Raw genomic sequence first — 20794 nt, 5'->3', positions numbered from 1 at the left:
GAGGTGGGGGAGTTTTTTTGTTTAAAAAATAAAATGGTTAACATTAACCTTGACATCGTTTACGGATTAGATTATTATTAGGTTAACATTAACCAGGGGATGATTTTATGTCAGAAAACAAACAGTGGAAACAACTAGAAAAACTTAGAGGACGATGGCATTTAGAAGAAGTACGAAATACGATTCTTGGTACTATAGAGAATAGAGATAATCCAGAATTAAATAAAGATATAGTTTTTGAATTAGATTTATTGTCAAAAAGCGAAGAGGAATTAATTAATCTATTTTATTCATTAAAAGGCACTAATTATGAAAATATCTTTTTCTTTAATGATTCAATTGAAAATCTAGCATTAGAAATATTCAAGGAAAAATCTAAATCTAATTCGATTCTTGATTTGGGATCTGGTGTAGGACATATGCTTTATAAAGCTGCTAAAAATTATAATTACACTGAATTAGAAGGTGAGGAAATTAATCCAGATGCAATTAAAATAAGTAATATTATTTTAGATAAACTTGATGCTAAAAAAGAAATATCTAATGTGGATTCTACTTTTAACTTTTCTAATACTAAAAAATATGATTCTGTTTTTGTAGATGGATTATTTTTGAATGCAAACAAAAATCAATTTGATGATATTGCAAAACAAGCTGGAGAAGAATTTCTAACAACAAAAGGACGTATCCTTGAGTGGGTTTTTGTGAACAGAATTTTGCACAATATAGACAATGATGGAGTAGGGGTAATTGTTATCAGAGACAGTGCTCTGACTTCTGATTATAATGCTGATATTAGAAAGCAACTTGTAGAATCAGGTCTGATTAAAGCAGTAATACAGTTGCCTAAAAATATATTGGAGCTTACATCAATCTCAACGTCTATTTTAGTGCTATCGAAAAATAATGCTGAAGACATTACTTTCATTGATGCGAGTGAGGAATTTGAAGTGAAAAATCGTTTTGAAGCAAAGTTTAGCGAATCAAATATTCAAAAGATTATTCATTCTTTTGAACAAAATACCAGTATATCTTGTGTCATTACAAAAGATGAGATTAGAAAGAAGCATTATGCTTTGAATGCTAAAAGATATGTTAATAATGTAGTAGATAATTTAATTAATCCTGTAAGTTTAACTTCATTAGTTGATGTAATCAGAGGAAGAGATATATCTAAGAAAATTTTAGATGATGATAAATCCAAAGCTAAAGCAGGATACTTAATAAATCTTTCTGATATCCAAGATTACAATATCTTCTTTCCTCAACAAGAAATAAGTAGTGAGGTTTTTGAAGAGTATAAGAGATATAAAGTAGAGCCTCTGGATATCGTTATTACAGCAAGAGGATCAGGATTCAAAGTAGCGTTAGTACGTGAAGATATTTCCGATAAAAATATGATTGTAAGTTCGAATTTAAACATATTGAGAGTTAAAGATTCAAGTATCGATCCATATTATTTATTCTCTTTCTTAACAAGCCAGCTAGCAACTGAGCAACTTGAACAATTAAGTTCTGGAAGTGTAATTAATGTCATCTCAAAAAAATCTTTAGATGATTTTCAAGTTTCACTATTAAATCAAGAAGAGCAAGAAGAAATTGCAAAACAAATGGAAGAAACTATCATCGATTACACAAGTTATCTAGAGAAAATTAATAATCTCCAATCTGATATTAAATCATTATTTGAAAAAACATTGGAGGTTTAATCGATGGCAAAATTATCTTATAAAGATCTTAGAGTATATTTAGATGATTTATTTGAGAAGTTAAGTGAAGAGGCAAGGTTTTTCAATGAATCAGGAAACCTAAACATGTTTATTAATAAATATCAGTTCGAAGATGATAATAATAAAAGTTCAACGATATCTGAAGATGCAAAAGTACTTATACTTGGTATAGGTAATGGTTTAAAAGAAAAAGATATCACTGGAATTTTCAAGGAAGCGAAACTAAAAGACGATTTTGAATGTATAAATATCGAGAATTTAACCAACTTTGACTTTTCAAACTTAGAACATAGCATAAAATATTCTGACGTTTTTGTTGGTTCAATACCTCATAAAGTAAGAGGAATTAAAGATGCTAATAATCCTGTTGAATATTTGGAGGAAAATTCAGAAGGACTGTATCCAAAAATTCATGTACTGAGAACATCAAATAAACTGAAGATTACTAAGTCAAATTTAAGAGAAGCAATTGCAACGTCATTGAAGTTCCAGTTAGCAAATTTATAGTGATTTATAGTATAAGATTATTCTCATAAGTATTGGTATGATAGGGATAAGAGAAATAAGTACAAAAATATTATATTAGGAGTTTTATTATGTCCGAAAATATTAAATTAGAAGAAAGATTATGGAAGATGGCTGATAAATTAAGAGGAAGCATGGATTCATCAGAATACAAACACGTTGCATTAGGATTACTCTTTTTAAAGTACGTATCTGATTCATTTGAAGAATTACATGGACAATTACAAGAAGAAGAATATGCTGATCCAGAGGATAAAGATGAATATTTAGCTGAAAATGTATTCTGGGTACCTAAAGTAGCGAGATGGTCGTACATTAAAGATAATGCTAAAAGACCTGAAATTGGTCAGATTATTGATGAAGCAATGATTGCGATTGAAAAAGAAAACGCTAGTTTACAAGGGGTTCTTCCTAAAAACTATGCGAGACCAGATTTAGATAAAACTAGACTTGGTGAGACTATCGATATGTTTTCATTCAAAGTTGGGGATAAAGAAAGTCGTTCAAGTGATGTTCTAGGAAGAGTTTATGAATACTTCTTATCGAAGTTCGCCAGTGCTGAAGGAAAAGGTGGAGGCGAGTTCTATACGCCTAAATCCGTAGTAAAGCTACTCGTTGAAATGCTTGAACCATATAAAGGAAGAGTTTATGACCCTTGCTGTGGATCTGGCGGTATGTTTGTTCAGAGTGAAAGGTTTGTAGAAGAACATCAAGGGAAATTAGGTGACATTGCAGTATACGGTCAGGAATCAAACCCGACAACTTGGAAGTTAGCAAAAATGAACTTGGCTATCCGCGGAATTGATGCCAACTTAGGAGCGCAAAATGCAGATACTTTCCATAATGATTTACATAAGCGTTTGAAAGCTGATTATATTTTAGCGAATCCTCCATTCAATATTAGTGATTGGGGTGGAGAACGTCTTCAAGATGATTTACGTTGGAAATACGGTACACCACCAACAGGGAATGCGAACTATGCTTGGCTTCAACATATGGTATCAAAACTGGCACCCACAGGAACAGCTGGAATTGTCTTAGCAAACGGATCTATGTCTACGAATACATCATCTGAATTAGAAATTCGTAAAAACTTAATTGAAGAAGATCTTGTAGAATGTATCGTCACATTACCTGGACAACTCTTTTATTCTACACAAATTCCTGTTTGTCTATGGTTCATTACAAAAAATAAAAAGAAAAACGGTAAACGTGAACGTTCAGGAGAAATATTATTTATTGATGCGCGTAATTTAGGTCATATGGCAACACGTACGTTGAAAGAATTCTCACAAGAAGATATTCAAAAGGTTGCAACAACCTATCATGCTTGGCGTGGAACGAAAGAAGAAACATATGAAGATATTGCTGGTTTCTGTAAGGCTGCAAACTTAGAAGAAGTGCGTGAACATGATTATATTTTAACACCCGGTCGTTATGTTGGTTTAGAAGCAGAGGAAGATGACGCTATTCCATTTGAAGAGAAAATGGAAAGACTAACAAGAGAATTATCCGCGCGATTTAAAGAATCAAAGAAACTAGAAGACCAAATCCGCGAAGTACTTGGGGGGATTGGGTATGAGGTTTGAAGACTATAAATTAGGTGAAATTTCAACATTTAAATACGGTAAAATGCCAAAAAAAGATCGAATAAAAGTTAAGGGTTATCCAATATATACTGGATATAAAGTTTCGGGGTATTATGATGAATACATGTATGAAACAGAACAGCTTATAGTCGTGGCTCGTGGTGTAGGAGGAACTGGTGATGTAAAATTAGCTCCAGAGAAGTCATATATTACCAATCTATCTATCATAGTTGAATTAGATAAAAAAAAGGCTGATAAGACATATATGATGTATTATTTAAATTCATTAAAATTACGTTATCTTGATACTGGATCGGCACAATCTCAGATTACAATTAAAGATTTAACGAATCTTAAAGTACGTATACCATGTTTAAAAGAACAAAAAAAAGTAGCGCAAACCTTGAATAAATTGTTCGAAAAAATCGAACTAAACAACTCCATCATTGCAAATCTTGAAGAACTTGCCCAAACTTTATTCAAACATTGGTTTGTTGATTTTGAATTTCCTAATGAAGAAGGAAAACCATACAAATCAAGTGGTGGAAAAATGGTTGAAAGTGAACTTGGGATGATACCAGAGGGATGGGATGTAAAAACTTTAAAAGATTTAATTGAAATTATAGACAATCGCGGAAAAACTCCTCCGTTAGTAAACTATAGTGAATATCCAATTATTGATGTGAAAGCTTTATCTGGAGATAGTAGAGTTATAAATTATGGTATGTGCACAAAATATGTGAATAAAAATACATATGATAATTGGTTTAGAAAAGGTCATCCTCAACGTTATGATATTCTTTTCTCTACTGTGGGTAGTATTGCGTCTATGAAAATGTTTTTTGAAGGAAACTTTGGAACGATAGCGCAAAATGTTGTGGCATTAAGAAGTATCGCAATTAATCCATTTTATTTATATCAGTATTTGATCTATCAACAGGAAGAAATAAAGCAACTTAATATTGGTTCTGTACAACCTAGTATTAAGGTAACTCATTTTATTAAAAAGAAAATCTTAGTTCCTAATAAAGAATTATATAACAAATTTAACAATACCATATCAATCCTATCTTTGTATATTAATTCTATTAATAAAGAGAATGTGAAATTAATGAATGTGAGAGATACACTCTTACCTAAACTCCTTTCAGGAGAAATCGAACTACCAGATGACATGGAGGTGACGGATGATGTACCAATTTCATGAAGATGATTTAGAACAAGCAACCCTTGAATGGCTAGAAGAATTGGGGTATGAAAGACTTCATGGTCCAGATATTGCCGTAGATGGAGAATATCCAGAGCGTGAGTCTTATCAAGAAGTTGTTTTACATGATCGTTTAGAGGAAGCTTTACGGAAAATCAATCCGTCAGCTTCTTCTAGTTCGATTGAGCGTGCGATTCAACTTGTTACAATGATTGAATCACCTAGCCTAATTGTAAATAATCGTAATTTCCAAAAGTTCGTGACAGATGGAATTGATGTAGAATATCGTACAGATGATGGCAGAAATGCAACGGAAAAATTATGGTTATTTGACTTTGAAAATATGAATAATAATGATTTTCTTGCAGTGAATCAATTTACGGTTATTGAGGGACAGAACAATAAACGACCAGACGTCGTTATTTTTGTAAACGGTTTACCACTAGTTGTGATCGAATTAAAGAGTTCAACAAATGAACAAGCAGGGATTACAGAGGCATTTCGTCAAATTCAAACCTATAAACGGGCAATTCCATCATTGTTTAAATATAATACTTTCCTAGTAATTAGTGATGGGGTAAACGCAAGAGCAGGGTCACTTACTGCTAACGAAGAACGTTTCATGATGTGGCGTACAGAAGACGGAGAAACAATTGCTCCGACTTCAAATCCTCAACTTGAAACATTATTACGTGGGATGTTTAAACAAGATGTACTATTAGATATTTTACGTCACTTTGTTGTCTTCCAATCAGATGGAGAGAATACCTTTAAAATTGTTGCTGCTTATCACCAATATTACGCAGTCAATAAGGCAGTAGAACAAGCAAAACGAGCTTCAAGTGCGGATGGAGATCGTAAAATTGGGGTTATTTGGCATACACAAGGCTCTGGTAAAAGTTTATCCATGGTCTTTTTCACGGGGAAACTTGTATTAGAGATGGATAATCCAACTGTTGTCGTTTTAACAGACAGAAATGACTTAGACGATCAACTGTATGGAACTTTTTCGATGTCGAAAGATTTATTACGTCAGACACCAAAACAAGCAGAAACAAGAAGTGATTTAAAAGATTTATTAGCCGTTGAATCAGGTGGAATTGTCTTTACAACGATGCAGAAGTTTGCCCCTGAAGAAGGATCAAGCACGATGGATGCTTTAACGGAACGTAAGAACGTGATTGTGATGGCAGATGAAGCTCATCGTACACAATATGGTTTTCAAGCAGAGATGCAAAAGGGAAATTCAGATATTGCAACAAAATATGGCTATGCAAAATATATGCGTGATGCATTACCAAATGCGTCATTCATTGGATTTACTGGTACACCAGTTGAAATGGCAGACAAAAATACGCCTGCTGTATTTGGTAATTATATTGATATTTACGATATGACTCAATCAGTAGAAGATGAGTCAACCGTTCGTATTTTCTATGAAAGTAGAATCATCCCACTTCAATTACCTGAAGATTTGAATATTGATAGTGATTATGAAGAGATTACTGAATACCAAGAAGAGTCTGACCGTGAACGATTGAAATCCAAATGGTCACGTTTAGAAGCTCTAGCAGGTGCAGAGAGTCGGGTTGACCAATTAGCGAAGGATATTGTGGATCACTATGAAAATAGAGAGACAGCCATTCATGGTAAAGCGATGATCGTTGTCATGAGTCGTCGGATTGCTGTTGATTTATATGAAGAAATCATAAGAATTCGACCAGAATGGCATTCTTATGATGATGATAAAGGTGTAATCAAAATTGTTATGACAGGCGCATCAAATGATCCTGAACATTGGCAGCAACACATTGGTAACAAAAGACGTCGAGACTTTTTAGCACGTCGTATGAAAGATAATGAGGACGAATTGAAACTTGTTATCGTTCGTGACATGTGGTTAACAGGGTTTGACGTACCATCTATGCATACAATGTATGTGGATAAGCCAATGCGTGGACATAACTTGATGCAGGCAATTGCTCGCGTTAACCGTGTGTTTAAAGATAAACCAGGAGGATTAATTGTTGACTATATAGGTATTGCAGATAGTTTAAAAGAAGCTTTAAAGCAATATACAGAATCTGACCGTGAAAATACAGGCATCGACACATCAGTTGCAGTTGATCTTATGCTCGAAAAATACGAAATTATTCAAGATATGCTTTATCAACATAATTATGAGCACTTTTTATCCGATAAATCATCAGAGCGAATGAAAGCTATTACGGAAACAATGGATTTTGTTATTGGTTTAGGTGACGAAGATAAGAAGCATTTCATAAAGACGGTAACTGAATTAGCTAAAGCGTTTGCTTTATGTTCAACTGAAGAGGAAGCACAAGAGTTAAATGCTGAAATAGGATTCTTTAAAGCGGTTAAATCAGGGTTAATGAAGCTTATACCATCAGGAAGTGGCAAGAAAACAACAGCGCAAATTGATGATCAGCTTAATCAATTAATCTCAAAGTCAATCATTTCTGAAGAAGTAGTCGATGTATATGAGACTCTAGGGTTAGATAGTCCGGACATTTCAATACTTTCGGATAAGTTTTTGGAAGATGTTCGAGGATTACCTCAGAAAAACTTAGCAGTAGAACTATTAAATCGTCTGTTACAAGGGAAAATCAAAGCTGTTCAGAAAATCAATTTAGTTAAAGCGAAGAAGTTTTCAGAAATGCTAGAAAATGCTGTGAACCAATACAATAAACGTGCAATCGAGACGTCTAAAGTCATTGAGGAACTTATTAAACTAGCAAAAGAAATGAATGAGTCATATAAAATAGGAGAAAATCATGGCATGCTTAAAGAAGAAGTTGCATTCTATGATGCACTTTCTTCACATGATACAGCAGAAGAAGTTCTAGGTGATGAAGTATTGCGGGCAATCGCTCACGAGCTTACAAAATCGATTAAAGAGAATATGAGCATTGACTGGAACCTACGTGAATCAGCAAGAGCTAAAATGAGAATTACCGTAAGACGGTTACTGAAAAAATACGGTTATCCACCAGATCTACAAAAGATGGCAGTGGAAACAGTAGTTAAGCAGGCGGAATTAATGGCGGAGAATATGTAGTTTTAATTTCTATTGAAGGGAGATAACAGATGTGTTAGGAGGATTCATTGGGGGAGGACTAGGTTTAGTTGGTGTTATTACTTCGATATACTTTTCTTATAAATTAAATAAATCTAATCAACAATTCCAAAACGAATTAAAAAATAAAGAACATAACTTCGAATTAAAGTTAAAAGATATGGAAAAGAAAAATAGTGTTTGGTTAAAAAATATAATCTTTTAATACAGTTAATGAGCTACAAACATGATATAGGATCAAAAGAATTTAGTTCGGCTTTAAATGGCGTAGTTGCTTTATTCCATGATTCCAGAGAAGTAATGGATGCACTAAAAAGTTTTTATAATATTGCATCAAAACCAAAAGAACAAAAAAGCTCAAATGAACAAAATGATAAACTAATTGAAGTATTTTCTTCAATATATACAGAATTGGATATGGATGAGAACTTAGATAAATCATTTTTAGAAAAAACTTTTAATATTGATGATAATCTATTGAATTTTTATCAACACGAACATCTAATATTAGAAAGGGAACAAACAATTTCTTTAGCTAGAATTGCAGATGTAATTGATCCAAATGACACTAGAAGGCAAATACATCAAGAAAATTAGATTGTACTGTAACTTAATGCATTGGTTTCTTCTAGAAGAAAGAGCATAAATGGAAACCGATACCTACTAACACTATGGGGAACCTAGTTTTGTAGGAATCATTGTTTTAACTATAGTCACAACAGCGTGACAAGTTACTTATTTAAAGTCACATGCTTGTGACAAGTACAAAAAACATGTCCCCATCCATTTGTTAGGCTTTGCCTAATTCCATACGTTAAGAGGGGAAAAAATCCCCTTATGCTCTTACCTGACCTTTATCTATATTACAGATTGGATCAAACATTAGAATGGAGAGATGGCTTTTGGAATTAAAAAAATTGATTGTGAAAAATTTTCGGAACTTTGGAAGTGTTGAGATTCAATTAACTAATCAAAATGTAATCTTTGGAATGAATGATGTAGGGAAAACTAACTTACTATATGCTTTAAGGTTTTTGCTAGATCGGCAAATACGAAAAGATGGATTTAGAGATAGTGATTTTTTTCAAAAAAACACTAATCTAGAGATCGAAATAACTCTAGAGATAGATTTAAGTAATAATGAAAATAAAGATTCTCAACACGTTATTTCTAAAGTGCGTGGTAGCAGAAAACAGCAGGATCTTGAAAAGTTTTATATCCAAGTAAAAGGTATATACGATGAATCGGAATATTTTGGTGCTCCTACATTGTATTGGGGAAGTGTATTTGAGGAGCTTGAGGAAGTTCCTCAAACAGGTTTAATATCTGATTTAGATAGGTTATTTAAAGTAGTTTATATTGATCCAATTATTAATTTAGAAAATACATTTTCAAGAAATAGAAAGAAATTGTTTGATCAAAGAAGATTGAGTGAAGATGATATAGTATTATCCAATGAAATCCAAGATTTAACAGACGGTATGAACGAAAAAATTAGTGAAATGGAAGTAATCCAAGATTTTCAAAATATACTAACTGAGGAATACAAAAATTTAAAAAAGGAAGAAATTAAAATTGAAATGAAGTCCGAAATGGCTATAAATGGGTATTTCAGTGATCTAACTCCATACATAAAACGTGATGGGGACGAAAAACATTATCCAACTTCTGGAGATGGAAGAAAAAAGATATTGGCATATTCTCTGCTTAATTATTTAACTAAAGAATACGAATCAAATAAAATTGTTATATATTTAATTGAAGAGCCTGAAAATAGTTTGCATAGATCTATGCAAATAGCACTTTCCAAACAGTTATTTGAAAATGAAGTATATGATTATTTCTTTTTATCAACACATTCTTCAGAGTTATTATATGAAATGGATAACGCTTCCTTAATTAGAATTTACAACAAAGACAGAGTTAATTGTGCATCGCATATTTATCATGTGGATGAAGATTATAAAAGTTTGAAGCAAGAATTGAATCGTTCTCTATCTACAGCTTTATTTGCAGATAAAGTATTATTAATTGAGGGTCCTTCAGAGCGTGTATTATTTGAAAAGGTTTTAGAAGAAACAAACCCCACTTATGAATTAGAAGGTGGATATATCCTGGAGGTTGATGGGATAAAATTTAAGCCCTATTATAAAGTTTTAAAAGCTTTGGAGATTATTACTATTGTTAAGACAGATAATGACTTGAAGGCAAAAAGTAATGAAAAGACCCATTTTGATTTAATAGGATTTAATAGATGCCTTGAATTGGTGGAAATGACTAAGAAAGAATTCGTTGAGATTGATTATTCAAGCATAGACGAAAATGGCAAAAAAGTTTGGTTAGGATCTAATAAAGAAAGACTAGTAAAAGAAGAAAAAAAAGATATTTATGAAACAGAAGAGGAAACTATTAAAACTCTAGAAAGCAAAGACATTTATCTATCGGAAATAGATTTAGAACATGATTTGTATGAGGCTATAGGAGATAGAATGAAAGAGATTTTAAAGAGTAGTACTCCAATAGAGTATCTGCAAAGAGCTAAAATGTTAAATATGCTAAAGCTTACCCAAGATCTTACCGCAACAGACTGTTCAACAATAATAGAACATGATTTATTTAAAGCATTGAAAAGGCTGGTAGATTAATATGATAATTGTTGATCAGGAAGCTCGAGATGCAATATTGTATGAAAAAGGAAGTATAGTAATTTCAGCAAGTGCTGGATCTGGGAAGACAACAATAATGATAAAGAAATTAAAAAAGGTACTTGAAGAAATAAATAATCATAAGACAGTAGCCGCAATAACCTTTACAACTAAGGCTACTGAAGAAATCAAGAAGAAAGCCATCTTAGAAGGAGTAAAAAAGGAGTTTTTTGCCCAAACTAACGATTCTTTTGTTGAATACGAAATAATTCGTCCGTTTATTACCGATACTTATGGACCAGAATTCCAAAGTGATTTTACCATCGATTATGATTTTAAATTCCATGACTTTGAAAGTGGGAAAATATCACTTGTTGAGCAAGAGAAACTAGGAGTCTTTTATGACATCAAAGAGAATTTCAAGTTTCGATTAGCTTTAGATATCTTAAAAAATAATACTGCAGCTCGTCAATATTTACAATCAAAATATGAAATGATTTTTCTGGATGAATATCAAGATTCAGATTTAGATATGCACGAACTATTTATGTATCTTAAAGAAGTACTTGGTATAAAGTTATTTATCGTTGGTGACCCTAAACAAGCAATTTATATATGGAGGGGTGCACAACCAAATATATTTGAAAAATTGGATAGCGATGATTTCAAGCATTACGAATTAGTCATGAATTTTAGGAGTCATGATGAGATAGTAAATTATGCAAACCTACTTCATAATACTAAATATTTTAACAATCAGTATAGTGAAAAAGTGAAGCGAGTAGTTCACTGTAAATTAAAAGATTTTACATCAAGCTTTTCTCGACTAGTTTATGAAGGTGAGATTGATCCTGATAAAGAAATTACAATTATTATTAACTATAACAATGATGCTAGAGAATGTGCCGAAAGACTAAATGAACAAGGTTATAACTTTCAATTTATCCCGAGAACTCCAATAGATGATAATACTCCTAATAATCATTTGTTATATCAGCTTGCGTGCTATGTAATCGATAATAATTTCTCTATTTATGATTTAATCGAAAATATAAATGTAGATTCAAGACGACAAATGGTGCGAAGAGTAGAAGTGATTCTCAAGAAATTGAAAGGGAATTTGAAGTGTGATCAAGAGACGTTTTGTAGCACTTTAATTGAGTTAGAAAAATTGTTAGAGATTAAGTTTACAAAAGATGAAATGAATTTACTTTATGAAACAGTGAAAGAAGATCAGTACCATATTGCATTTAAAAAGATAGAGGACAAATATAAAGTTATGACAGTATTTGGCTCAAAAGGATTGGAATTTAGCCAAGTAATTAGCTTTTCTAGATTTTACAAAGTACACATTGGAGAAGGATATCAGAACCATTATGTATGCATTACTAGGGCGAAAGATAAGTTTATAATGGTTGATGATTCGAATTCGTATGAGGAGCATATAGTATCTCATTCTTATAGATTAGGGATGAGTAAGACATATAATTTATTTAAAAGCGTAGATATGTTATCTGAATAAGAACTTTTGGAAAAATCGATTTTGTGAAATCCAGAAAATTATGTTTAGGATATCTGTCAGAAACTACTTTTTACCTTTAATGAATAAAACAGACTTATTTTAATTTGCAAGAAAATATTCCCAATATCAGTAATTTATTGAACTTTTACTAACGATGAAAGAAAAGTACAGAGTAAAAAGAAGCTTACGAAAACTATATATAAGTGAATAACCATAACAAAGCTCATGCAAAAGTTTTTCTGCGTGGGCACTTTTTATATTCATCTTCATCCAGTTTCTTCACAACTAAATTCATTGTCTTTTCGTATAAATCTAGTAACTTATTCAATTCGTCATTACGATCATTAAACATTTGCTGGATGTTATTTAGTTCGAGTTGGATACAATATGTTGCAAATTATGTGTCAGCGAATAGATTTACAAAGTTGGATTCATTTTTCTGCTTCCACACCTTTGTTCACAACGTTCGTTATATAATTAAGACTCCAATTTTTTTGCTTAATTCACGGTGTTCTGCAATAATTGCATCTACTGCTTCACCGATTGTATTATAATCATTGTTAATTTGATAATCCTCTAAATACTCATAGTTTACATTTCGAATTCTTGCTCTAAATTGATGTCTATTCTCCACTCAATTTTCATCTTTTCAAATATCTTTTATTTTCTTTTTTCTAAGAATATTGATTTCATCGAATTGTTAAAAGTTGATTTTATGCTATTTTACTGGCTATCTTATGCCGGGAATAATGTAATCTATGAAACCTATCATCTTTTTTGATGATAGGTTTTTGTTTTTTTAAATCTTATAAGCAGTGTGAGGCTTTTAAACCATTATTTTATAGAGATTATGATATAAATGATTAATAAGAAGTTTAGATGAAGGGTTGGAAGTTTATGTTTTTGGCATGGAATGAAATCATGAAAAATAAACTCCGATTTATTTTAATTATTGGAGTTTTAATGCTCGTTTCTTATCTCGTATTCTTTTTATCTGGTCTGGCTACTGGATTAAAAGATTTAAATAGAGAAGCTGTTGACAAGTGGGAAGCGGATGGCATTATTTTAACAGAGGAGTCTGATAGAAGTTTATCTCAATCTTCTCTTGATTTAGATAATGAGAAAGATGTGGACGCAAAGGAAACGGCTGTTCTTGGACAAATCAATGCAATTGCTAGAGCGGGTGACAAGAAAACAAATATTGCGTTGTTTGGTATTCGGAAAGATGAATTTTTGATGCCAAATATCGAAGAAGGAACAGCATTTAGTAAAAAGAATGAAGTGATTGCAAGTGATGCATTAAAGGATGATGGATTTAAGATAGGGGATACCCTTCAGTTATCATCATCTGAAGAAAAGCTAAAATTGTTGGATTTACAAATCAGTCACGGTTTAATGCTGCGCCTGTATTATATGGAGATTTAGATACTTTCAAAGAAGTAAAGTTTGGAAAAGCACAAAATCCAAACATGAAAGATCAAATTAACGCGATTGTTGTGCGGGGTGACATTCAGGATAGTGTTTCTAATAGTGAATTAGAGGGTGTAGAAATTGAAACGTTCATTGAAAACTTACCCGGATATACTGAGCAAAATTTGACGTTAACATTTATGATTTATTTCTTATTCATTATTTCATCAGTGATTGTAGCGATTTTCCTTTATGTCTTGACTGTACAAAAGATTAGCATGTTTGGTCTAATGAAAGCACAAGGTATTTCTAATTTATATCTCGCGAAATCTGTAATTGCTCAAACGTTTATTCTAGCTTTTTTAGGTGTCTTTGTAGGATTCATTTTAACTTTGATTACCGGAAAGTTTTTACCAAGTGAGGTACCGGTGTCATTCGATATTGTTACCATGATTTTATATGGTGTTATTATAATCATTGTTGCAATTCTCGGTGCTGTATTCTCTGTATTTACGATATTTAAAATTGATCCATTAAAAGCGATAGGAGGATAATCGATGTCTGTTTTAGAATTGAAGAATGTGAATAAGACATTTGGTAAAGGGCACAAGAAAGTACATGCATTAAAAGATACTGATTTCTCAGCAGAAAAAGGAGAAATTATTGCGATCATAGGTCCTTCTGGTTCTGGAAAAAGTACCTTTCTAACTATTGTTGGTGGCCTTCTTTCACCAACTGATGGAAATGTGAGTATTAATGGGACCTCAATTTCTCACTTAAGTGAGAAAAAACGCTCTAAAGTGCGTTTAAATGAAATTGGATTTGTTCTGCAAGCCTCTAATCTCATTCCGTTTTTAACAGTAGAAAAACAATTTAAATTATTAGATAAAGTGAAGAAAAATAATATGTCCCCTGACGAATTAAATTCACTTTATGAAGACTTGGATATTATAGATTTAAAAAATAAATATCCGAATGATTTATCAGGGGGAGAAAGGCAACGGGTGGCAATAGCTAAAGCACTCTACAGCAACCCATCATTAATACTTGCAGATGAACCGACCGCTTCACTGGATTCTGACCGTGCATTTGAAGTGATGGAACTTTTAAGAAATGAAACAAAAAATAAGAATACAACAACAATTGTTGTTACTCACGATACCAGACTCATCGACTATTGTGATCGTGTATTTAAAATGAAGGATGGCGTATTACTTCAAGAACCCTAAAATCTTCTAATTTAATTGGTCCCTATATCTCTACATAGATTTAGGGACTTTGTGAGTTAATATCAAAAAGAAGGTGTAAAAGATGAGTAATGAGATCTTACACAAGCAGATTGTAGAGAAGTTTAATAGTATTTTTTCAGATCCACCACCAGAAGTGCCTGATTATGTCGCAGATAATTTAGGTCATAAACTAAGACCGTATCAAGAACACGCTTTATCGCAGTTTATTTTTACACAAGAAATCGATTAAGCTGATATGTACTCTAATCATTTACTTTTTCATATGGCAACAGGATCAGGAAAAACGCTTGTTTTAGCTTCTAATATCCTTTATCTATACAAGGAACAAAACAAGCAGAACTTTATATTTTTTGTAAATAGTGACGCTATTATTAAAAAAACGAAAGACAATTTGACCAATACAAACTCTTTGAAGTATTTATTTAGAAAAGAAGGGATTGTCATTGATGGAAATCAGATTGATATCCAGATTGTTGATGTCTTTCCAAGCTTACCAGACCCTCACACAATCTATTTAAAGCTAACCACCATACAAAAGCTTCACTTAGACCTAACAGAGCCAAGAGAGAACTCTTTAACCTTTGAAGGATTGGAAGAATTGGAGATTGTTCTTTTAGCAGATGAAGCCCACCACATTAATGCCTGGACTCGTAGAGATAAAAGAAAACTTAATACAAAAGAACAAGAAGAAAGAACGTGGGAAAACACTGTTAATCGTTTATTAAAGCTAAATCCAGCTAACCGACTGTTAGAGTACACTGCAACGATTGATTTAACGAAAGATGTCTTATTTGAAAAGTATCGGGATAAAATTGTTTACCAGTATGATTTAAGGCAATTTATGAGAGATGGCTATTCAAAGAATGTCATGCTTTTACGAGCTGATGAAGAAGATAGAAATAAGATGTTAAACAGTGTTTTGTTAAGCCAATATAGAAAATATGTTGCAAGAGATCATGGAATCGACTTAAAACCGATTATATTTTTTAAATCGAACCTGATTAAAAACTCTCAAAATGCTCAAGAGAAGTTTATTAATCTAATTAAAGGTTTAGAAGCAGAAGAATTAAAAGAAGTAATAGAAAATGGCTATGCTATCTATAAGCATCAGCAAAGTATTTGGAGCAGTATGTTCGCTTACTATAAAAAGATAGACCTCAATCAAGTGGTTCAGGACTTAAAATGGGATTTTGCAGAAGGAAATCTTTTAAATGCAAATGACAGAGATTTTTTATCAGAAGAAAATGCTTTGATTTTAAATAGTTTAGAAGAAGCTAATAACCCTATTCGTGTTATTTTCGCAGTTGCAAGGCTAAATGAGGGTTGGGATGTTCTTAATCTCTTTGATATTGTCCGTATTAGTGAAGGAGCAACAAAAACAAAGGCAACAACGGACAGTGAAGCACAATTAATCGGTCGTGGTGCGAGATATTATCCTTTTGAATACAAAGATGAAGATTCCTATACCAGACGTTTTGATTTTGGGGGAGAAAACTCTGAACTAAGAGTGATTGAGTCGCTTCACTATCATACAATCAATGATAATGCCTATATTAAAAATCTAGAGAAGTCTTTAAAATCAGCTAATATTCAAGTAAAAGAAGATAAATACCATCATTTAGAAGTAAAGATCAAACCTTCTTTTAAAAAGAATCCTATTTTTAAAGAGGGAAAGATCTATATCAATAAATTAATTGAAACAACAGCAGAAGATTATAACACTTTAGAAAAGTACAATGTTTCAACTGTCTTTGATATACCGTTTGAAATGGCGATTGAACAGAAATATGGAAGCAAAATAACCCATAAAGTAGCTACTCAAACTCATGAAGTCAGCTGGAAGGTGGAAGAAAAATATATTCAAAAAGCCATTCAGAGAAGACCGTTTTTTCATTATAGTAATCTAAAAAATTATATGCCTTCCATTTCAAGTATGAAAACCTTTATAGAGAGTAAGGATTTTTTAGGCGATTTAACTTTATATGTTTCTTTACCTTCTGAAACTGAAATAAAGGACTTAGATCCAATCACAAAACTAGAAATGGTAGAAAAATTCTTTGAATCCATGGAGAAGAAGATTCGACTAAACTATATGAAAAATCGTGGGACGCCTGTCTTTGAAGGTGTAAAATTTTCAAAATTAATTAATGATTATCAAATTGAATTAAACAAAGTCAATCAAGGAATTTCAGATATAGATGAATTAGTACAGCCTCGAAACATGCGAGATCATGATTGGTTTATTTATGATAAAGCGATTGTGAACTCTTGGGAAAATTCATTTATAAATTTCATTAATGATTATATAAAACAATTAAAAGAAAAATATAATGAAGTTTATCTGATTAGAAATGAACGTAAAATAAAGATAGTTGAGATAGATGGAACAAGAGGATTTATGCCAGACTTTTTATTATATCTTCAAGATGAAAACTGTACTTACCAAATATTTTTAGAACCTAAAGGAGATCATTTAAGGCTTCAAGATAAATGGAAAGAAGATTTTTTATCTTCCCTTGGGGAAAGAGAAGATGTAGAAGTATTAACTGAAAATGAAGAAGTTCGCTTGCTGGGAATTAAATTTTATTCAGAAACTCCTGAATTAAAAGAAAGATTTAGAAAGGATTTTATAGAAAAGACTTTAAAAAAATAAAATAAAATTATAAAAACAAAGAAGTTCATGTAAAAATAATTTCAAAAGTGTTGGAAGGCAAGCAACGGTTTTGTCCGACAAACCCAAAACTTTAATTTTTTGCTCGCCTTCAATTTTTTTTAAAATATGTAAGGCAAGCAACGGGTTTGTCATGACAAACGCCTAAAATTAGTTTTTGCTTACCTTCCAAATTAAAAGATTTTTGGTAGGCAAGCAACGGGTTTGTATATACAAATCCTAATACTAAAGTTTTGCTCTGATAGGAAGTTTCCTATAACCTCTTACATAAAATTTTTCGTAAACTCAATTTTTTATGAATGTCGCTTCGCTCGATTAAGAAATAATAATAAAATTAAATGAAAATATTAAGGTTTAAAAAAGCTGTTTTAAATATACCTAACGCCCTTCGGTTGTTATAACTAACATAATAAAAAAAATGGTAAAAAATATTTTTTCATTATGTTAGTAGGGTTATTATAAATAAGATTTTTTAGATGGGTATCAAGTAAATAAGATCAAAAAATATTTTATGTTAGGAGGAGAAAACATGAAACTTGACTATGATTTAATTAGTAAATACGAAAGATATAATTTAACTGCAGATGAAGAAACTGAAATGATAATAGTAAATGTTTATGATGTTAAGACAAATACATTAAAAAGAAAAGTAGAACTAACTAAATTAAAATTAATGCAACTAATAAAAAGATATGAAAAAACAGATCCTGATAAAATAACTTGGTATGATAGAACTTTATTGGAATGGGGAGATTCTGATAAGAAAAAAAGATAAAAAGTTTTTATAATTTTAGTTTGTCACAATAAGAATTGAGTAAAACTGATAATACTATTTTATCTTTAATTTTGGTTACGTGGTATAATTTAATCAAAAACAGGGTAACTATTGAATATTCTAATAATAATTTATAGTTAGTAAAAAGAGAAAAAAACTAAATATAATAAGGAGGATATATATGAGTAAATTTGGATTATATGGTAAATTATTAGTGAAAGAAGATGACCGTGACAAATTAGTATCTATTCTATTGGAAGCAGCGGAATCTATGAAAAATCTAGAAGAATGTCAGATATATCTAATAAGTACATCTGATGAGGAACCAAATGCTGTATTTGTTTATGAAGTTTGGGATAACGAAGATGCACATAAAGCATCGTTATCACTTGAGTCAACTCAATTGTTAATCGAAAGAGCGAAACCAATTCTTACAGGAATGGAAAATATTAATACTTTAAAAATAAGTGGAGGAAAAGGAATATCTCTCTAATTTTACATTTTTTCATTTGGAGATGATAGTTGAAAAATAGAATATGATTTGAAAAAGCATCAGTTTGTCACAAATGCAAATATGACAAACTGGATAAAATAGCTATAACAATTGATATAACTAGGATAGAGTAGGTTTACTGCTCTGTCCTTTTTTCTTTTAAATATTTAAGCTAGATTCAAAAACTGTACGATTCAGAGTTGCGAATGCAACACCTACAAAAGTTGGACAATTCGTTGCTTTTTGGGAAAAAGATCAGGATAATGTAAATCAGCCTTATGGTCATGAAACTGCTCCTGATTTATTAGTCATTAATACTTTTGAAAGTGAGAATAAATTAGGACAATTTGTTTTTCCAAAAGACATTTTGTTGAATAAAAAAATTCTAACTTCTCACTCTAGTAAAGGAAAGATGGGAATCAGAGTTTATCCTAGTTGGGATTTACCTGCCAGTGACCAAGCAAAGAAAACTCAAAACTGGCAACAAAAATATTTTATTGATTTTAGCGAATCAGATGAAACAACCAACCAAAAAATAATTGAGTTATATTCTCGCTAATTTTTATATAAACTTGTAAAAAATTTCATTGTTGAGTTTGTCAAAAATGCAATTAAGACAAACTCAAAAAAAAGAGGAGGGTATTTGATGAAAAAAAATCTATTTTTAGCTCTTACACTGCTAGTAAGTGTTTTATTAGTTGCTTGTAGCAATGGAAATGGAGATTCAACAGCAGTAAATGATTGGGAACCTACACAATATGATACAGTCAATAACTTTGATGGTGTTTCTATGAATATCAAAGAAGATAGTGTCTCTCCAACAGGGTTGACAGTAATATTTGAGAATAACTCTGATAAACAATGTGTATATAGCGATGACTTTCTGATTGAAAAGAAAATTAAAGGAAGTTGGTATCAAGTACCTATTATCATAGATGAATACGGATTTAATGGTATCGGTTATGAGTTAGCTCCATCGGCAAATGAAGAGTTCACAATTGATTGGAATTGGCTTTATGGAGATTTAGATACCGGTGAATACCGTATAGTTAAAAAAATATTAGATTTTAGAGACACAGGAGATTTTGATGAATATAATTTAGCAGCAGAGTTCACAATTGATTAGATCAAGGTAATATATTTATAAAATGCACTAAATAGCTTTTAAACTAGAAAAGTCTAGTTTGACTTAATGCTAATTGAGTAAAACTCTATCTTAAATAAAAAAGGAGCTTGTTCGCATGGAAACAAGCTTATTATTAACTATAATAGTGCTATTATTAGCTTCATCCGACCCTTCAGATGCAAAGATAAAACATATGGATAAAAAATTAGATCAGATAATGGACTATCTAGGAATTGAAGATGTAAACATTGATGAAGAACTAAAAGAACTTATAGCAGATAATAAAAAAATACCAGCTATAAAAAGATTGAGACAAGAAACAGGAATGGGGCTTAAGGAAGCCAAAGAATATGTTGATAATTTAGATGAAAAAAGCTTTTAACTAAATATAAGAAAATAGTTTGTAATAGTAGTAATTGAGTAAAGTTTATACAAAAAATAAATAGAAATAAAGAATATATAATTGCAACATAGTAAGTAGATTTATATGCAATTATATATTCGATGTAAAAGGAGAGATATTATGAAAAATATTAAATATTTACAGTATGCATTTTTAATCGTAGGTGTATTAGCAGTTTTTGAGTTTATATTTGTAAGAGGAATGTTTACATGGTTGATAAGTGTTGCAGCGGTTATAGTTGTTGGAAGCTTAAATGTAATTGTAGGCATAAAGAATAAAGAATGGTTGCAAGCACTTCATTATATACTGTCAATCATAGCTTTATGCATGGGCTATTTTGTAATAATGTAA

19 protein-coding genes and 1 pseudogene are annotated in these 20794 nt (G+C 31.4%); 19 read left to right on the top strand and 1 reads right to left on the bottom strand.

Features of this window, described 5'->3' with window-relative positions; genetic code table 11:
• Positions 1-107: 107 nt before the first annotated feature.
• The 9 genes from IEU51_RS08890 (at position 108) to IEU51_RS08850 (ending at position 12315) form a co-directional block, all read left to right on the top strand.
• The gene (locus tag IEU51_RS08890) at positions 108-1709 is read left to right on the top strand and encodes an N-6 DNA methylase (RefSeq protein WP_186088421.1); all 1602 of its coding nucleotides are present in this window, start codon (positions 108-110) and stop codon (positions 1707-1709) included.
• A 3-nt stretch (positions 1710-1712) separates the two neighbouring features.
• Positions 1713-2237 carry a hypothetical protein gene (locus tag IEU51_RS08885; RefSeq protein WP_186088422.1) on the top strand — a complete coding sequence of 175 codons (525 nt, stop codon included), beginning with the start codon at positions 1713-1715 and terminating at the stop codon, positions 2235-2237.
• 89 nt (positions 2238-2326) lie between these two features.
• Complete coding sequence (locus tag IEU51_RS08880) at positions 2327-3844, top strand: class I SAM-dependent DNA methyltransferase (RefSeq protein WP_186088423.1); 1518 nt, start codon at positions 2327-2329, stop codon at positions 3842-3844.
• Positions 3834-5051 (top strand): restriction endonuclease subunit S, encoded by a 1218-nt coding sequence (locus IEU51_RS08875; RefSeq protein ID WP_186088424.1) that lies wholly within the window; start codon positions 3834-3836, stop codon positions 5049-5051. The genes IEU51_RS08880 and IEU51_RS08875 overlap by 11 nt, the downstream gene beginning before the upstream one ends.
• Positions 5035-8130, top strand: coding sequence for a type I restriction endonuclease subunit R (locus IEU51_RS08870; RefSeq protein ID WP_186088595.1), 3096 nt, complete (start codon positions 5035-5037; stop codon positions 8128-8130). The genes IEU51_RS08875 and IEU51_RS08870 overlap by 17 nt, the downstream gene beginning before the upstream one ends.
• Positions 8131-8161: 31 nt before the next feature.
• Complete coding sequence (locus IEU51_RS08865) at positions 8162-8353, top strand: hypothetical protein (protein WP_186088425.1); 192 nt, start codon at positions 8162-8164, stop codon at positions 8351-8353.
• 8 nt (positions 8354-8361) lie between these two features.
• A complete protein-coding gene (locus IEU51_RS08860; RefSeq protein WP_188349298.1) occupies positions 8362-8745 on the top strand; it encodes a hypothetical protein in 384 nt (127 codons plus the stop codon).
• Positions 8746-9050: 305 nt separating this feature from the next.
• Positions 9051-10793, top strand: coding sequence for an ATP-dependent nuclease (locus tag IEU51_RS08855; RefSeq protein ID WP_186088427.1), 1743 nt, complete (start codon positions 9051-9053; stop codon positions 10791-10793).
• Between the two features lies 1 nt (position 10794).
• Entirely contained in the window at positions 10795-12315 is a 1521-nt protein-coding gene (locus IEU51_RS08850) for a UvrD-helicase domain-containing protein (RefSeq protein WP_186088428.1), read from the top strand.
• A 469-nt stretch (positions 12316-12784) separates the two neighbouring features.
• On the opposite strand, the gene IEU51_RS08845 is transcribed toward IEU51_RS08850, so the two are convergent.
• Complete coding sequence (locus tag IEU51_RS08845) at positions 12785-12949, bottom strand: hypothetical protein (RefSeq protein ID WP_186088429.1); 165 nt, start codon at positions 12947-12949, stop codon at positions 12785-12787.
• 263 nt (positions 12950-13212) lie between these two features.
• Between IEU51_RS08845 and IEU51_RS08840 the strand changes: the two are divergent.
• The 10 genes and pseudogenes from IEU51_RS08840 to IEU51_RS08800 all read left to right on the top strand — a co-directional run bounded on the left by IEU51_RS08840 (position 13213) and on the right by IEU51_RS08800 (position 20794).
• Positions 13213-14279, top strand: a pseudogene (locus tag IEU51_RS08840) (ABC transporter permease).
• Between the two features lie 3 nt (positions 14280-14282).
• Positions 14283-14954 (top strand): ABC transporter ATP-binding protein, encoded by a 672-nt coding sequence (locus IEU51_RS08835; protein ID WP_186088430.1) that lies wholly within the window; start codon positions 14283-14285, stop codon positions 14952-14954.
• 82 nt (positions 14955-15036) lie between these two features.
• Complete coding sequence (locus tag IEU51_RS09425; protein WP_308808186.1) at positions 15037-15204, top strand: hypothetical protein; 168 nt, start codon at positions 15037-15039, stop codon at positions 15202-15204.
• A gap of 6 nt (positions 15205-15210) precedes the next feature.
• Positions 15211-17628 (top strand): DEAD/DEAH box helicase family protein, encoded by a 2418-nt coding sequence (locus IEU51_RS08830; protein ID WP_308808185.1) that lies wholly within the window; start codon positions 15211-15213, stop codon positions 17626-17628.
• Positions 17629-18175: 547 nt separating this feature from the next.
• Positions 18176-18421, top strand: coding sequence for a hypothetical protein (locus tag IEU51_RS08825; protein WP_186088431.1), 246 nt, complete (start codon positions 18176-18178; stop codon positions 18419-18421).
• 181 nt (positions 18422-18602) lie between these two features.
• Entirely contained in the window at positions 18603-18914 is a 312-nt protein-coding gene (locus IEU51_RS08820) for a putative quinol monooxygenase (protein ID WP_186088432.1), read from the top strand.
• A 163-nt stretch (positions 18915-19077) separates the two neighbouring features.
• Complete coding sequence (locus IEU51_RS08815) at positions 19078-19473, top strand: MepB family protein (RefSeq protein ID WP_186088596.1); 396 nt, start codon at positions 19078-19080, stop codon at positions 19471-19473.
• Between the two features lie 87 nt (positions 19474-19560).
• Positions 19561-20040: an immunoglobulin-like domain-containing protein gene (locus IEU51_RS08810; protein WP_186088433.1), complete on the top strand. Its 480-nt coding sequence runs from the start codon at positions 19561-19563 to the stop codon at positions 20038-20040.
• 115 nt (positions 20041-20155) lie between these two features.
• On the top strand, positions 20156-20422 hold the full coding sequence (locus IEU51_RS08805; protein ID WP_186088434.1) for a ribosomal protein L7/L12: 267 nt from the start codon (positions 20156-20158) through the stop codon (positions 20420-20422).
• A 141-nt stretch (positions 20423-20563) separates the two neighbouring features.
• On the top strand, positions 20564-20794 hold the full coding sequence (locus IEU51_RS08800; RefSeq protein ID WP_186088435.1) for a hypothetical protein: 231 nt from the start codon (positions 20564-20566) through the stop codon (positions 20792-20794).

Origin of the sequence: Phocicoccus schoeneichii (assembly GCF_014635565.1) — a bacterium.
Lineage (GTDB): Bacteria > Bacillota > Bacilli > Staphylococcales > Salinicoccaceae > Phocicoccus > Phocicoccus schoeneichii.
This window is presented reverse-complemented; position numbering and strand designations above follow the sequence as displayed.

Bases quoted from the DNA above. Each gene is read 5' to 3' on its own strand.
- IEU51_RS08890 (WP_186088421.1), top strand. From the start codon at position 108: ATGTCAGAAAACAAACAGTGGAAACAACTAGAAAAACTTAGAGGACGA.
- IEU51_RS08885 (WP_186088422.1), top strand. From the start codon at position 1,713: ATGGCAAAATTATCTTATAAAGATCTTAGAGTATATTTAGATGATTTA.
- IEU51_RS08880 (WP_186088423.1), top strand. From the start codon at position 2,327: ATGTCCGAAAATATTAAATTAGAAGAAAGATTATGGAAGATGGCTGAT.
- IEU51_RS08875 (WP_186088424.1), top strand. From the start codon at position 3,834: ATGAGGTTTGAAGACTATAAATTAGGTGAAATTTCAACATTTAAATAC.
- IEU51_RS08870 (WP_186088595.1), top strand. From the start codon at position 5,035: ATGTACCAATTTCATGAAGATGATTTAGAACAAGCAACCCTTGAATGG.
- IEU51_RS08860 (WP_188349298.1), top strand. From the start codon at position 8,362: ATGAGCTACAAACATGATATAGGATCAAAAGAATTTAGTTCGGCTTTA.
- IEU51_RS08850 (WP_186088428.1), top strand. From the start codon at position 10,795: ATGATAATTGTTGATCAGGAAGCTCGAGATGCAATATTGTATGAAAAA.
- IEU51_RS08835 (WP_186088430.1), top strand. From the start codon at position 14,283: ATGTCTGTTTTAGAATTGAAGAATGTGAATAAGACATTTGGTAAAGGG.
- IEU51_RS09425 (WP_308808186.1), top strand. From the start codon at position 15,037: ATGAGTAATGAGATCTTACACAAGCAGATTGTAGAGAAGTTTAATAGT.
- IEU51_RS08830 (WP_308808185.1), top strand. From the start codon at position 15,211: ATGTACTCTAATCATTTACTTTTTCATATGGCAACAGGATCAGGAAAA.
- IEU51_RS08825 (WP_186088431.1), top strand. From the start codon at position 18,176: ATGAAACTTGACTATGATTTAATTAGTAAATACGAAAGATATAATTTA.
- IEU51_RS08820 (WP_186088432.1), top strand. From the start codon at position 18,603: ATGAGTAAATTTGGATTATATGGTAAATTATTAGTGAAAGAAGATGAC.
- IEU51_RS08810 (WP_186088433.1), top strand. From the start codon at position 19,561: ATGAAAAAAAATCTATTTTTAGCTCTTACACTGCTAGTAAGTGTTTTA.
- IEU51_RS08805 (WP_186088434.1), top strand. From the start codon at position 20,156: ATGGAAACAAGCTTATTATTAACTATAATAGTGCTATTATTAGCTTCA.
- IEU51_RS08800 (WP_186088435.1), top strand. From the start codon at position 20,564: ATGAAAAATATTAAATATTTACAGTATGCATTTTTAATCGTAGGTGTA.